The 13,051-nt window shown below is 60.3% G+C and carries 14 protein-coding genes; 3 read left to right on the forward strand and 11 right to left on the reverse strand.

The window, feature by feature from the left end; genetic code table 11:
- The 5 genes from ygfZ to ACQZ48_RS07035 form a co-directional block, all read right to left on the reverse strand.
- On the reverse strand, nt 1–849 hold the full coding sequence (gene ygfZ, locus ACQZ48_RS07015) for a CAF17-like 4Fe-4S cluster assembly/insertion protein YgfZ (protein ID WP_173989595.1): 849 nt from the start codon (nt 847–849) through the stop codon (nt 1–3).
- Between the two features lie 122 nt (nt 850–971).
- Entirely contained in the window at nt 972–1,739 is a 768-nt protein-coding gene (locus tag ACQZ48_RS07020; RefSeq protein ID WP_137410028.1) for a hypothetical protein, read from the reverse strand.
- 14 nt (nt 1,740–1,753) lie between these two features.
- Nucleotides 1,754–2,011, reverse strand: a complete 258-nt coding sequence (locus ACQZ48_RS07025; protein WP_003501987.1) for a hypothetical protein — start codon at nt 2,009–2,011, stop codon at nt 1,754–1,756.
- Between the two features lie 105 nt (nt 2,012–2,116).
- Nucleotides 2,117–2,554 (reverse strand): TIGR02301 family protein, encoded by a 438-nt coding sequence (locus ACQZ48_RS07030; RefSeq protein ID WP_077982596.1) that lies wholly within the window; start codon nt 2,552–2,554, stop codon nt 2,117–2,119.
- A 98-nt stretch (nt 2,555–2,652) separates the two neighbouring features.
- Complete coding sequence (locus ACQZ48_RS07035; RefSeq protein ID WP_137410029.1) at nt 2,653–3,069, reverse strand: NUDIX hydrolase; 417 nt, start codon at nt 3,067–3,069, stop codon at nt 2,653–2,655.
- A 133-nt stretch (nt 3,070–3,202) separates the two neighbouring features.
- Here ACQZ48_RS07035 and ACQZ48_RS07040 point away from each other — a divergent pair, with 133 nt between their 5' ends.
- Nucleotides 3,203–3,526: a YnfA family protein gene (locus ACQZ48_RS07040; protein ID WP_448728696.1), complete on the forward strand. Its 324-nt coding sequence runs from the start codon at nt 3,203–3,205 to the stop codon at nt 3,524–3,526.
- Between the two features lie 10 nt (nt 3,527–3,536).
- Nucleotides 3,537–4,298 (forward strand): SOS response-associated peptidase, encoded by a 762-nt coding sequence (locus ACQZ48_RS07045; protein ID WP_448728697.1) that lies wholly within the window; start codon nt 3,537–3,539, stop codon nt 4,296–4,298.
- 209 nt (nt 4,299–4,507) lie between these two features.
- Here the strand turns inward: ACQZ48_RS07045 and ACQZ48_RS07050 are convergent, their stop codons facing one another.
- The 6 genes from ACQZ48_RS07050 to ACQZ48_RS07075 form a co-directional block, all read right to left on the reverse strand.
- Nucleotides 4,508–5,800 carry a GGDEF domain-containing response regulator gene (locus ACQZ48_RS07050; RefSeq protein WP_173988586.1) on the reverse strand — a complete coding sequence of 431 codons (1,293 nt, stop codon included), beginning with the start codon at nt 5,798–5,800 and terminating at the stop codon, nt 4,508–4,510.
- 391 nt (nt 5,801–6,191) lie between these two features.
- Nucleotides 6,192–6,323 (reverse strand): hypothetical protein, encoded by a 132-nt coding sequence (locus ACQZ48_RS07055; RefSeq protein ID WP_264673018.1) that lies wholly within the window; start codon nt 6,321–6,323, stop codon nt 6,192–6,194.
- A 172-nt stretch (nt 6,324–6,495) separates the two neighbouring features.
- Nucleotides 6,496–7,365: a CDP-diacylglycerol--serine O-phosphatidyltransferase gene (gene pssA / locus ACQZ48_RS07060; RefSeq protein ID WP_020009523.1), complete on the reverse strand. Its 870-nt coding sequence runs from the start codon at nt 7,363–7,365 to the stop codon at nt 6,496–6,498.
- A gap of 22 nt (nt 7,366–7,387) precedes the next feature.
- Nucleotides 7,388–8,086 carry a phosphatidylserine decarboxylase gene (locus tag ACQZ48_RS07065; RefSeq protein WP_245307032.1) on the reverse strand — a complete coding sequence of 233 codons (699 nt, stop codon included), beginning with the start codon at nt 8,084–8,086 and terminating at the stop codon, nt 7,388–7,390.
- A gap of 164 nt (nt 8,087–8,250) precedes the next feature.
- A complete protein-coding gene (locus ACQZ48_RS07070; protein WP_448728698.1) occupies nt 8,251–10,137 on the reverse strand; it encodes an ABCB family ABC transporter ATP-binding protein/permease in 1,887 nt (628 codons plus the stop codon).
- 111 nt (nt 10,138–10,248) lie between these two features.
- The gene (locus ACQZ48_RS07075; protein ID WP_191217736.1) at nt 10,249–12,261 is read right to left on the reverse strand and encodes a LysM peptidoglycan-binding domain-containing protein; all 2,013 of its coding nucleotides are present in this window, start codon (nt 12,259–12,261) and stop codon (nt 10,249–10,251) included.
- Nucleotides 12,262–12,417: 156 nt separating this feature from the next.
- Between ACQZ48_RS07075 and ACQZ48_RS07080 the strand changes: the two genes are divergently transcribed.
- Nucleotides 12,418–13,038 (forward strand): LOG family protein, encoded by a 621-nt coding sequence (locus ACQZ48_RS07080; RefSeq protein ID WP_191217737.1) that lies wholly within the window; start codon nt 12,418–12,420, stop codon nt 13,036–13,038.
- The last annotated feature ends 13 nt before the right edge of the window (nt 13,039–13,051 follow it).

Raw genomic sequence — 13,051 nt, forward strand, 5'->3', positions numbered from 1 at the left:
TCAGTCCTCCGCCCGCGCTGCCGGATCGGCCGTCGGCAAGGAAAGGCCGCTCCACGCCGGCAGGGCCACCGTCACGGGAACATTCCCGGCAAGAAGCGGCGTACCCGAAGCAAGCGCATCGGCAATACGGTCGATCCGCACAATGGCGAGCGCCCTGTTACCGGAAACGGTTCCGAGCGCGCCGACCGGCTTTCCATCGGCAGTAATCTCCGTTCCGCTGGCGGGAAGCGCGACTTCGGCCGAAACGCTGACGACGCGGCGTCTTGCCGTGCCGCGATGTTTCATGCGCGAGACGACTTCCTGACCGACAAAACAACCCTTATTGAAGGAAACGCCGCCATTCACATCCATCAGCACATCGTGCGGAAAAGCATCCTGAAGCGCATAATCCCGACCGGATTCGGCAATGCCCTGCTCGATACGGAGCGCATCATAGGCCGCGATGTCGCCGGATGCGGAGGCGCCCGGTATACGGTAGAGATCGATGCCGGCTTTGGCGAAACGGCCATCCCTGACGCCAGCCGCTGCGGCAGTCTCGTTCCAGAAAACGCTCACGCCTTCCACCGTCTCGGCTTTGAGGTCGACCGGTGCACGCAGCTTGTACATGGTCAGGCGGCGCAACAGCGCGTCCTGTTCGGCCGCGCCCGTCTCGATCAGATAGTCCCCGCCATCGCGCCAGATCAGAAAATCGAACAGAATCTTGCCCTGCGGCGTTAGAAGGGCTGCGGCCCTTGCTTCGCCTTGCGGCAGGTTTTCAACATCTGCGGTGATGAGGTTGTTCAAAAATTCCTCGGCGCCGGCGCCGGAAACCCGGATCAGACGGCGGTCGGCAAGAAAGGCGGAAGGCATGGCGTCACCGTTCGGTTCGTCGAGACTATGCGGATAGCAGGCAAGATGCAGATGCATTTGCCGGAATGCTCATTCCGCACAGTTAGGATTTTTGCAAAAGAACGGCAAGCGCTGCGATGCGATCAATCGCCGGCTGTGAAGAACTTCCACTTGCCGTCAGGCGAAATGCCGACGCGATAAAAGCTGTAATTGCCAAATTCCTGCATGTCAGCCAGATCGCCCGCCGTAATGATTCGCAGAAGCTCCACCTTTTCCGGCGCAGTCAGCGTATTCAGCGGTTTTCCGGAAAAATAGGGGAAAACATAGGCCTCGTCAGGCGTGCCGGCGTCCACATGGGCATAACCGGTCGACAGCAGGTCGATGATGATCGCCAGCACTTCCAGCCCGTCAGGATCGCCGGAATAAGTTTTCAGCGCCGCAATCGGGTCTTCGCCGTCATTGCCGTCGATGCGGAATTCGTTCTGGCCGGCAGCGATGAAGGGTCGCAGCTTTTCTATATCGCCGGAGGCGGCGGCATCGATGATCTGCTGGCGCAGCTTGCGCACGGGTTCCGGCGCCTTGGAAATGTCGTGCTCGATCACGACAGACATTTCAGGCGTGTTGTCGGACGTGGAGGATTGCTGGTTGGCCTGATTGGCGGAACGGTCCACCAGAGGGTCGGGCAGGGGAATACCTTCCGAATCGCCTTCGATTTCGTCCGGCTCCGCGGGCTGGGCCTGCTGCGGCTCACCGCCATTCTCAGCCTTCGGCTCGCTTTCGGTGTTCTGCGCCGGCTTCAGCTCGGAAAGGGCAAAGGCGCGGCCTGGCATGCCAATCGGGCTGGCGGCGAGCGCAAGCAGGATGGACAGCAGGGCGGAAGAGCGCAAAAGCCCCTTGCTCAGGCAAGACATGATAGACCCCGGCTTTACTGTATTACCCGCTGCGGCGAAAATTCGCCCTGAAGCATGCGCTGGCGCAGCGATTCCAGCATTGCTTCAGCGCCGGCCTCGCCATGGATACGGATGGTTTCGCGCATGGCCAGAGCGATCGCGGCATCGGCGATGATCTCAGGCTCGATGCCGTCGGCCATGCCGTCAGCCCATGCCTCGTTCTGGTGTTCCAGAGCGACCTGCATTTTTTCATGCACGATCATATCGTCGATTTCGTTACGGCTTGTCTGCATTTTTCATCCTCGACAGGGCGGGCAAGTCCTTACCACCCTGTTAACAACACTAGCAGCCTTTTATCAAAACGGCACGGCCTGCGGCGAAAAGAGGTTAATAATCCTCTAATTTCCGAACCGGGACGCGATTTCCTGCGCGAGTGTTGCCCCTTCGTTACGGTAGTTCTCTTCTGCCATGATGGCGGCGCGTGTGCAACTGGTGTGGATGGCTGCAAAGGAGCGGTATCCACGGTTGAATGCGGCCGTCATGCGCTGGCGGCGTTCGGGTTCGTTGGCCGTATCAGCGGCCAGAAGGTCGCTCATCGATTTGCGCCAGTCCTCCGGTCCGGAGGAGGGGCACAACGTTCTCAGATACTGCACCGCGCCCAATATTTCCGAAAGCCGCGCCAGCTTGTCGTCGTAAGGAGCGGGTTTGGGCGGTGTCGCTTCCGCAGGACGCGCCGTCGAAACGGATTTTGAAGGCTGCGCATAAGCGATGCCCTCTTGCCCTGATACGGCAAGCATTGTCACAAAAAGAGACAGGAAGATGGTTGGTCGTATCAAAATTCTATTCTGCCCCACACATACGCGTGAACTGTTGGCTCGTGACCATCCGGCGGGCGGATCGATCCTAGATAATAGCGATTCTGGCTGGCTGGCAATCATGCAAGCAGGCGTTCGGCGCATTCGACGACGCTTTCGGGCGCGGGCAGCAGGCGAATTTCCGCCAATGTGTACCAGCCCGCATCCGCCGCATCGTCGCCGACAGTCACGAGGGGGTCGGCATCGGTTTCCACGGTGAAAACCGACAGGAAATAATGGCTCGTCAGCAGGCCTGCCGCATCTTGCGAGGTAAGATCGTATGTCGCGAAAAGCTGCGGCCGGCGGGCGACGATGCCGGTTTCTTCCTGCAATTCGCGCAGTGCAGTCTCGGCCGGGGTTTCGCCGTCTTCGCCGCGACCGCCCGGAAAGGCGAACATGTCCTTGGAGGGTGGGTTGATGCGGCGCACGAGAAGCAGCCGGTCTCCATTCCTGACGATGGCGGAGGAGGCGGCACGGGGCTTGATACGAAGGGTCATGAAGGGTTTCGCTTGTTTCGGCCGTTTCCGACCTGTCTATCGTGGTATCGTGGCTCGGAAAAATCGATTCCGGTTTCCGCGCCGATGGTTATAGTCCGGAACGGAAGAGATTGTGCACACTAAAGACGGTGGAATGAAGGTCTATCTTATCTACGTTCTGGCGGCTCTTGCCGAAATCGCCGGCTGTTTTTCCTTCTGGGCCTGGCTGAAACTCGGTAAGACCGGTTGGATATTGTTGCCCGGCATGGTGGCGCTGGCGGCTTTTGCCTGGCTTCTGACGCTGGTGCCGACAGAGGCGGCGGGCAGGGCCTATGCCGCCTATGGCGGGATCTATATTGCCGCCTCGCTGTTCTGGCTCTGGGGCGTGGAAGGCCATGCGCCAGACAGGTGGGATATCGCCGGCGGCATCGTCTGCCTTGCCGGCACCGCCATCATCCTGTTCGGACCAAGGGCATAAGGAGAAGGCGATGTGCGGACGTTTCGTGCTGAAGGCGACGCCCGAAGAGATTGCCGATTATCTCGATCTGATCGGCCTTGAGGACTTTCCCGCCCGTTTCAACATCGCGCCGACCCAACCCATTCTGGTCGTCATGGAAGGCGAGCGGCAGGAGCGCGGCAGCAACCTGCCCAATCGCCGCGCCCTGCTGGTGCGCTGGGGTTTCATGCCGGGCTGGGTGAAGGATCCGAAGGACTTTCCGCTGCTCATCAATGCCCGTTCCGAAACCGCAATCGGAAAGGCCTCCTTCCGCGCCGCCATGCGCCATCGCCGCGTGCTCGTCCCGGCAACGGGTTTTTACGAATGGCGGCGCCCGCCAAAGGAGGAGGGCGGCAAACCGCAACCCTATTTCATCCGCCCGAAAAGCGGCGGCATCGTCGCTTTCGCCGGTCTCATGGAAACCTGGTCGTCTGCCGATGGTTCGGAAGTCGATACCGGCGCAATCCTCACCACGGCCGCCAATGCCGCGATTGGCCGTATTCACGACCGCATGCCCGTGGTCATTGCGCCGGAAGATTTCAGCCGCTGGCTCAACTGCAAGACCCAGGAGCCACGCGAGGTCGCCGACCTGATGCGGCCGGTTCAGGATGATTTTTTCGAGATGATTCCCGTCTCGGACAAGGTCAACAAGGTCGCTAATGTCGGCGCCGACCTCATCGAGCCGGTGCCGGAAAGCGCGCCGCCGGCAAAGATCAAACCGCCGAAGGACGAGGGGCAGATGTCGTTGTTTTGAGGTGTTTCGCAAGGCCAATGACGACGGCTGAGCGAGCCGCCTCTTTCTTCTCCCCGCCGGGGAGAAGATGGCCCGAAGGGTCAGATGAGAGGGCTACGGTAGAGATATGCGGAGAGCTTGCCCCCTCATCCCGCTGCCGCGGACTTCTCCCCGGCGGGGAGAAGAAACAAGTGGCACTTGCTCGGTCCCATAGAAGACTTCAGAGACAATCAGCCGTTCAGCCCGATCTTTTGCAGGCCTTCCTGGATCATGATGTCGGAATAGACGCGGTTGCGGCCATTCGCCTTTGCGAGATAGAGCAACTGATCCGCCGCATTCAGCTGGTTGTCGAAGGGCTCGCCCTTTTCGATCTCCACGACGCCGAGCGAAATGGTCAGCGCCAGGCTGCTGCCGCTCAGCTGGCGGCCGTTCCTTTCCACCTGTTCGCGCAGTTCCTCGCAGAAGGCATAGGCAGCCCGGGCATCCAGTCCGCGCAGGAACACGGCAAATTCCTCGCCGCCGAGGCGGGCGGGAATATGGCGTTGCTCGTCGCACATGTCATGCAGCAGTTCGGCCAGCTTCTTCAGCGCCCTGTCGCCGGCATCGTGCCCCAGCGTGTCGTTGATCTTCTTGAAATGATCGATGTCGAGAATGGCGACGGCGCCGCTCTCGTCATTGCCATTGATGACATCCATCAGCGCCCGCGTGCGCTCGAAGAAGGAGCGACGATTGGGCAGGCCGGTGAGGTGATCTCGCTCTGCCAGTTCGCGCAGGCGTTTGAGCTGTTTCAACGTCTCGATATTGTTGTCGATGCGGCATTGCAATTCTTCCGGCACGAAGGGGCGGTAGACGAAATCCGACGCGCCGGCCTTGAGAAAACTTGCCGAAAGGAGACGATCCGTTGAAGAGGAGATGCCGATGACCCGCAAATCTTCGGAGGACCGGCTGTCGCGGATACGGCGTGTGAGCTCGTAGCCGTCCATGTCGGGCATATGATAATCGGTTATGACAAGCTGGATCGTCGGATCTTGCGACAGTATCTCCAGCGCCTGCTTGCCCGAATGGGCCTCGCTGACCCTGAAATTCTGCCGCTCCAGAATTTCCACCAGGCCGGAACGGGCTGTGCGCACATCATCGACGACCAGAACGGAGAAGAGCTTGTTGCTCAAAATCCGCTGGACCGTTCTGACGACCGCATCGACGGTTCGATGGCCGTCCTTGACGATATAGTCGATGATCTTCTTTTCGGCGTAGCGCTTGCGCGCCTCGTCATCCACCGTGGCGGTGAAAACGATGGCTGGCACCTTGCGCTCGGATAAAAGTGCGAGAATCTCGCCCTTCGGCGCATCGGGCAGGTTGAGGCCCGTCAGCGCCAGCGTGAAATCATGGGCCTGCATGAGGGTATCGGCCGCGGCCATGCTGTCGCAATGGACGACTTCGGCTTCCGTTTCTTCCGAAAGCCGCGTCTTCAGCAGCATGGAAAGAGCAACGGAATCTTCAATCAGAAGGATTTTATCCTGCATGGCCGTCCCAAGCCCCCCTGGCCTGTCTTCACAATCTTCCCTCAACGCCGAACATCCGCCATCCGCGTGTCTGCGGATTCGAGAGCCGGCTTATGCATTGTTGTGGAAAAAAATGCGGAATAGAAAAGTTCTTTTGTATTCACTAATCTATACGTCGGTGTTCGTATAGCCTTCTTGTGGAAGGCGAGCCTTTTACTACACTTTCGTTGCAGCTTCGTTACAGAAGGCTGCCGATTGCGTGAATGACTGACGCTTTGCAGTATCGCGGCGGTGCCTGAAACAAAAAAACGGCGCCCGAAAAAGGCGCCGCGTGATTGTCGATTTTCCGTCGGCAACGTTCCGTTTTCTGGAAGATTCGCAAAATCCAAAAAAATCAAAAAAGCTAATATTTTCAGGCGGTTTTGGCGGCGGGCTTGCGCTTCAGCATCAGGGTTGCGGCCGCTACGGCCTTCAGTCCGAGCGGGCGGTAGTGGCTGTTGAGGTCGGGCTTCGCCGGCGGCTGCGCCTTCGTCTCGTTCGTCATTTCTCTCTCTCCACAATTCACGTCAATCGCCGTTGCGATGCGTGTGAGCCACTTCTTTCGCGGCTAATCTTGACGGATTCGAGGCGAAGAAAAACGAAGCCGGCTTTCCAGACTGCGACATTTTGCGTCACATCCTGCGCCGGCTTGTGTGAGAAAAAATAAACCTGCGGTTTTAAATGCCGCGATCGAGGCCGTTGCCGCCATTGGCGTCGTCATGTGCGTCTTCCTCGATGGTCAGCGTGCCGTAGCGGCGGTGCCAGAGGCGGGCGCTGATGGGAATGAAGACGAGATAGGCGGCAACCGTCAGAACCAGCACTTCCCAGGTGAAGCTCATCAGCATTGCGACATAGAGCACGACGACGAGGATCATCGGCAGGACCAGATCGCGACGGATGCGGCTGGTGCCGGATTTTCCCGACCAGACCGGCAGGCGGCTGATGAGGAGATAACCGATCAGCACGGTATAGGCGGCGGCCACATAGGCGAAGGGCTTGTCCGGCTCGACGCCGAGGAAGCCGAGATAGACAGGCAGCAGCACCAGCATGGCGCCCATCGGGGCGGGGACGCCCACGAAGAACTCATTCTGCCACGGCGCCTTGACCGGCCGCTCGATCATGACGTTGAAACGCGCCAGACGCAGGCCGGCGGCGATGACATAGATGAGGGCGGCGATCCAGCCGATGGAGCGCGCCTGGTCGAGAAGGTAGGCATAGACCACGAGGGCAGGGGCGACACCGAAATTGACGATATCGGCCAGCGAATCCATCTGCTCGCCGAATTTGGACGTCGCTTTCATCATGCGGGCGATGCGCCCGTCTATGCCGTCAAGGAAGGCGGCAAGCAGCACCATGCCGACGGCCAGCTCGAAGCGGCCCTCTATGGCGAGACGCACGCCGCTCAGGCCCGCACAGATGGCCAGAACGGTGATGAGATTGGGAACGACGAGGCGAAAGGGAATTTCCCTCAGCCGTGGTCCACGGCCGCTGTCGCTGCGGCCCTCTGGTTTGCCGTTCTGTTGCGGCTCGGCGATCGGCGTTTCCATGCGCATGCCCTTCCTGTTTCCGTCAGCCGCGGCGGCTGACGACCGGACCCTTGGCGGAGCCGAATTCGGCGAGCACGGTTTCACCGGCAATCGCCGTCTGGCCGACCGATACGCGCGGCTCGAAACCTGCGGGAAGGAAGATATCGAGACGCGAGCCGAAACGGATAAGACCGAAACGCTCGCCGGCGTCGACTGGTTCATTCGGCTTTACCCAGCAGACGATGCGGCGGGCAACCATGCCGGCGATCTGCACCACGCCGACCTTGCCGTGCGACGTCTCGATGACGAGGCCGTTGCGCTCATTGTCTTCGGAAGCCTTGTCCACTTCGGCATTGAGGAAGAGGCCGGGACGGTAAGCGACATTGACGATGCGGCCACGCACGGGCGCGCGGTTCACATGGCAGTTGAACACGTTCATAAACACCGAAATGCGAACCATCGGCTCCCTGCCGAGTTCCAGTTCCAGCGGCGGAACGACGCTCTGCACGGCGGAAACCTTGCCATCGGCCGGGCTGATGATGAGGTCGTCATCCTGCGGCGTGACACGCTCGGGATCGCGGAAGAAATAGGCGCACCAGGCCGTCAGCACGAGACCGACCCAGAACAGCGGTTCGGCGATCCAGCCGAGCACCAGCGAAGCGACGAAGAAGGCCGCCACGAAGACATAACCTTCCTTGTGGATCGGTACGATGGTGTTGCGAATGGTGTCGAACAGATTCATATGGTTCCTTGCTCCGGTTTTTGTCTGCGCCTCCATATGTGGTCTTCATACGACACGATCCATACGGGCATGCGACAAACTTCGCCTTGCTGGTTACAGCCAAACGTCCCGCCCGGCAATGGCCCGGCGGGTCTCCCACCCCGGTTCCCCCGGAGTTTATGCCTTCAATGCGCCGGTTCGCCGCGGTTCACGACGCCGAGATCGTCGCTTTCGCGAACATGGCGCAGCATTTCTTCGGCGCGGATCGCCTCGCGCTGGCGGCTCCACATCGAGGCGTAGAGGCCATCATGCGCCATCAGCGAGGCATGCGTTCCCCGCTCGGCGATCAGCCCTTCCTTCAGCACGATGATCTCATCCGCGTGGATGACCGTGGAAAGACGGTGAGCGATGACCAGCGTCGTGCGGTTTTTCGAGACGATGTCGAGCGCGCTCTGGATTTCCTGCTCGGTATGCGTATCGAGCGCCGAGGTCGCTTCGTCGAGGATCAGGATCGGTGGCGCCTTGAGAATGGTCCGGGCAATCGCCACGCGCTGCTTTTCACCGCCTGAAAGTTTCAAACCGCGTTCGCCGACCATCGTCGAATATCCATCCGGCAGCTTGCCGATAAAGGCGCTGATCTGCGCCGCATCCGCCGCTGCCCTCAATTCCTCGTCTGTCGCGGAGGGCCGGCCGTAGCGGATGTTATAGGCCAGCGTATCGTTGAACAGCACCGTATCCTGCGGCACCATGCCGATCACCGAGCGCAGGCTCTTTTGCGTCACATCGCGAATATCCTGCCCGTCAATGGTAACCGCGCCCTCCTGAATATCGTAGAAACGATAAAGCAGCCGCGAGATCGTCGATTTTCCCGCACCGGAAGGGCCGACGATCGCCACCGTTTTGCCCGCCGGCACATCGAAGGAAATGCCCTTGAGGATCGGTCTTTCAGGATCATAGGCAAAATGCACGTCGCGGAAGGAGATCGCGCCGGGACCGGCCGCAAGCGGCTTCGCATCCGGCCTGTCGGTAACTTCGGCTTCCACTTCCAGAAGATCGAACATCTGTTCGATATCGGTCAGGCCCTGGCGGATTTCGCGATAAACGAAGCCGATGAAATTCAGCGGCACGGAAAGCTGCAGCAGCAGCGCATTGACGAACACGAAATCGCCGATGGTCTGCTCGCCGCGCTGTACGGCCAGCGCCGACATCACCATCATGACCGTGGAGCCAATGCCGAAAATCACGCCCTGGCCGAAGTTCAGCCAACCGAGCGAGGTCCAGATCGAGATGGCCGATTTTTCGTAACGTTCCATGGCGATATCGAAACGTCGCGCCTCCATCTCCTCATTGCCGAAATATTTGACGGTCTCGAAATTCAGGAGCGAGTCGATCGCCTTGGTATTGGCGTCGGTATCGCTGTCATTCATGGCGCGGCGGATGCCGATACGCCAGTTGCTGGCCCTGACGGTGAACCAGATATAGGCCCAGACGGTAATGACGGTGACCAGCACATAGGAAAAACCATAGGACGCCCAGAAGATGATGGCCGTCAGCAGAAATTCGATGAAGGTCGGTGCGGTGTTGAGAATGGTGAAACGGACGATAGTTTCGATGCCCTTCGTGCCCCGCTCGATCACCCGCGATAGCCCGCCGGTCTTGCGCTCCAGATGGAAACGCAGCGAAAGTCGGTGCATATGCACGAAGGTGCGATAGGCGAGTTGGCGCACCGCATGCTGACCGACGCTGGCAAACAGCGAATCGCGCAGCTGGTTGAGCCCAACCTGGATCAACCGCGTCAGATTATAGGCGATGACCAGCGCTACCGCGCCGAGCAGGAAGGCCGGAACCAGACCCGCCATGTCGAGCTTACCGTTCAGCGCATCCGTTGCCCATTTGAAGAAATAGGGAACGGCGATCAGCACCAGCTTGGCGACGATGAGGAACACGGTTGCCCAGATCACCCGCATCTTCAGGTCCCATCGGCCCTCCGGCCACATATAGGGCCACAGATTGATCAGGGTCTGGGTCGGATTGCTGGAATCCGCCGAAATGGTTTTTTTCTTCGTGGCCATCATTCTCTCCGGTCACTGCCGGAAGCCGACAGCAGGACGGCGGCTTTGCTCAAGCCGCCGCGCGTGTCACAGATAGGGACGTTGCAGGTTCACCGCAACGTCTTCACATCGTCAGGAGCCACTCTTCAGCCGCTTGCGGTGGAGTTCTTCGGCATTGGGCAGCGCCTCTTTCGGCACGCCGAAAATCTGGCCGGGCTCGATCAGGTCAGGATTTTTGATCTGGTCCTCATTGGCGAGGTAGATCGTGGTGTAACGCACGCCCTGTCCGTAAACGCGCCGGGAAATCTGCCACAACGTGTCGCCGCGGCGGATGATGACGCTGTTCTGGCTTTCGGCAAGCGGCGCCTGCTCGAAGGTCTGCGGGCCGGCAGGGGCCTGCGGCGCGGGAGCAGGCGGAGCGATGATGTGCAGTTCGGCGAGGCGGCTTGCCAGCGAGGCGATGCCCTTGCCGATGGCCGCCACATCGTTCGGCCAGGCTTCGACCGTTGCAAGCAGCTGACGCGCCTTGGCCGTGATATCGCCGGCAAAAGCGGTGAAGCCAGGCTCGGTGGCGGCGGCGGTGCGGAACTCGGAGAGCGATTTCAACGCGATCACCACGGCGGAGCGGCCGGCAATGGCCTGATCGAGCGCCGGCGTCGCCTGATCCTTGTAGAGACCGGACAGGATGCCGAAGGCCTTGGCGACATCGGTGCGCAGCTTTTCAACTGCGGCGCGATCGCTTGCCGTGCTCTGGTTTTCAGCCGGTGCCGCGGTCGTGTTAGCCGAAGATGAGGTGGATGGGGCCTGCATGGCGACGGTTGCCTGATCGGTCTGCGGCCGCTCGAAGGGAACGCGCACGCGCACCTTCGCCGTGCCGTCGGCATTCAGTTCCTCGACGGTAATGATATGGTTGCCGACGGCGAGCTCGACATCGCCTTCGATGACGAAATGCCCGGAGGCTTCAGTCGTGCTCTTGCCGATTTCCTTGTCATCGACAAGCGCGCGAACGGTCGAACCGGCGGGCGCGGAACCGGCGACGAAGATCTTCGATCCCTCGAATTCGACGGCGGTGACCTGAACGCTCGACGTAAGCGGGGCACCGGCGGCGTTGGGGGCGGCCGTGGCGGAGGAGGGGGCCGGCGCGGTGTTGGCTGTGGTTTCGGAAGATGCCGCAGGCTGTTGCGACGGCGTTGCCTGCTGCGGCTGGAGCGCCGGCGGTGCTGCCTCCGGCATGGCCAGCACACGGCTTGCCTTGCCGGGTTTGGAAACCATGGCCAAAAGCTCGCCCGACTTGGTCTCCGGCACGGAAACCGTGGCGACTTCTTCGGATTGCGTTGCCTTGCCGTTGGCATCGGTCGAACGCAGCACCAGCTCATGATCGCCGGGTGGCAGCGGATTGTCGAACACGGCGGCGAAATCGCCGCTGCCGTCGATGGTCGTCTGGGCGACCACTTTGCCGTTGCTCAAGATTTCGAGCTTCGCACCGGGCTGCGCCTTGCCGGCGATCACGGCCGAACCGTCCGGCTCGACGCGCAGCACGTCGAAAGTCGGCGTGGCGGATGATGATTGCGCCGCATCGGCGGGTGCTGCGGCCGGTTTTTCCGGTTCTGGTGCACCATCGTCGGTGCCGGCGAAGACGCCAGCCAGACGACGCACCTGGGCCGCCGCCGCCGCCGCATTGTCAGGCAGGCCGCGCAGGAACGCCGTGGTGCGCTCGGCGGCCGCGCGCGCCGTAGTGATGAGCCGCGACGTCGTTTCGTCCAGCGACTCGGGAATTTCGATATTCGTCAGTTCCTTCAGCGAGGTTTCGACCTTCTTGCGCGCCGCTGCGAAATCGGCGTCGGAGGGAACCTTGCTGTCGGCGAAAAGCGTCGTCAGATCCTTGATCGACTGGGTGGCGGAAGCCGCCCGCCGCCCGACCTTGTCGGCGATGTTAGCGGTTTCCTCGGCCGCGTCGGACAGAATGTCGCCCGCCTTGTCGGCGCCCATTTCAACGCTGTTCTTCACGGCGTCGCCGGCCTCGTTGATAGCGTCGCCGATCGGTTTGCCGTCGTTTGAAATCCGCGGCAGGACGAAAAAGATCATGAGCAGGGACGCAATCCCCAGCACGACCAGCGCCAGCAAACCGGCTTTATTATTTTTCATCCTGGAATCTCCGGGTATTTCAAGCTTTTCACACAAGTTGAGATTGCTAGCGCCTTACCTTGCGCCAGACAAGCGGCGAGTGGCTAAAAGGCCATATTTGCAAGGGATTTCCCAAATTTTCTTGACGTGCCGCATCGCACATAGTTCCTTCCCTTCATGACGGACAAAAATACATCGATTCGATCCATCTGCGTTTATTGCGGCTCCCAGCCCGGACGTGATCCGGCTTATATGGAAGCAGGCCGCGCGCTTGGGAAATGCTTTGCCGAAAGCGGCATTCGCCTCATTTATGGCGGCGGCACCAAGGGCATCATGGGCGCGGTCGCCAGCGGCGTTCTTTCCAATGGCGGCGAAGTAACCGGCATCATACCGGAATTTCTGGTCGATATGGAGGCGACGCGCCATTCTCTCGGACAATTGAACGAGCTTGTCATAACCAAGGACATGCACGAGCGCAAACATATGATGTTCGAGCGGTCCGATGCCTTCGTGACATTGCCGGGCGGTGTCGGCACGCTGGAGGAGATCGTCGAGATCATGACCTGGGCGCAGCTTGGCCGCCATTCCAAACCGATGGTCTTTGCCAATATCAACGGCTTCTGGAACCCGATGCTCGAGTTGGTGCAACACATGCGCGACCAGGGCTTCGTTCACCGCGCGCATCTTCTCAACCCGCTCGTCATCGACGAGGTGAAGGATATCGTGCCCGCCATCATCGACCGGGCGCTGGCGCAGCAGAACCCGGAAGGCGACCCTTCGGTGATTTCCCGCCTCTAGCTTTGCCCTTTGT

The organism is Agrobacterium sp. 22-209-1, assembly GCF_053522485.1.

What these genes read in the sequence shown, in the direction of transcription:
- ygfZ (WP_173989595.1), bottom strand. Translation starts at nt 849, where the DNA reads ATGCCTTCCGCCTTTCTTGCCGACCGCCGTCTGATCCGGGTTTCCGGC.
- ACQZ48_RS07020 (WP_137410028.1), bottom strand. Translation starts at nt 1,739, where the DNA reads ATGTCTTGCCTGAGCAAGGGGCTTTTGCGCTCTTCCGCCCTGCTGTCC.
- ACQZ48_RS07025 (WP_003501987.1), bottom strand. Translation starts at nt 2,011, where the DNA reads ATGCAGACAAGCCGTAACGAAATCGACGATATGATCGTGCATGAAAAA.
- ACQZ48_RS07075 (WP_191217736.1), bottom strand. Translation starts at nt 12,261, where the DNA reads ATGAAAAATAATAAAGCCGGTTTGCTGGCGCTGGTCGTGCTGGGGATT.
- ACQZ48_RS07035 (WP_137410029.1), bottom strand. Translation starts at nt 3,069, where the DNA reads ATGACCCTTCGTATCAAGCCCCGTGCCGCCTCCTCCGCCATCGTCAGG.
- ACQZ48_RS07065 (WP_245307032.1), bottom strand. Translation starts at nt 8,086, where the DNA reads ATGAATCTGTTCGACACCATTCGCAACACCATCGTACCGATCCACAAG.
- ACQZ48_RS07050 (WP_173988586.1), bottom strand. Translation starts at nt 5,800, where the DNA reads ATGCAGGATAAAATCCTTCTGATTGAAGATTCCGTTGCTCTTTCCATG.
- pssA (WP_020009523.1), bottom strand. Translation starts at nt 7,365, where the DNA reads ATGGAAACGCCGATCGCCGAGCCGCAACAGAACGGCAAACCAGAGGGC.
- ACQZ48_RS07055 (WP_264673018.1), bottom strand. Translation starts at nt 6,323, where the DNA reads ATGACGAACGAGACGAAGGCGCAGCCGCCGGCGAAGCCCGACCTCAAC.
- ACQZ48_RS07070 (WP_448728698.1), bottom strand. Translation starts at nt 10,137, where the DNA reads ATGGCCACGAAGAAAAAAACCATTTCGGCGGATTCCAGCAATCCGACC.
- ACQZ48_RS07045 (WP_448728697.1), top strand. Translation starts at nt 3,537, where the DNA reads ATGTGCGGACGTTTCGTGCTGAAGGCGACGCCCGAAGAGATTGCCGAT.
- ACQZ48_RS07040 (WP_448728696.1), top strand. Translation starts at nt 3,203, where the DNA reads ATGAAGGTCTATCTTATCTACGTTCTGGCGGCTCTTGCCGAAATCGCC.
- ACQZ48_RS07080 (WP_191217737.1), top strand. Translation starts at nt 12,418, where the DNA reads ATGACGGACAAAAATACATCGATTCGATCCATCTGCGTTTATTGCGGC.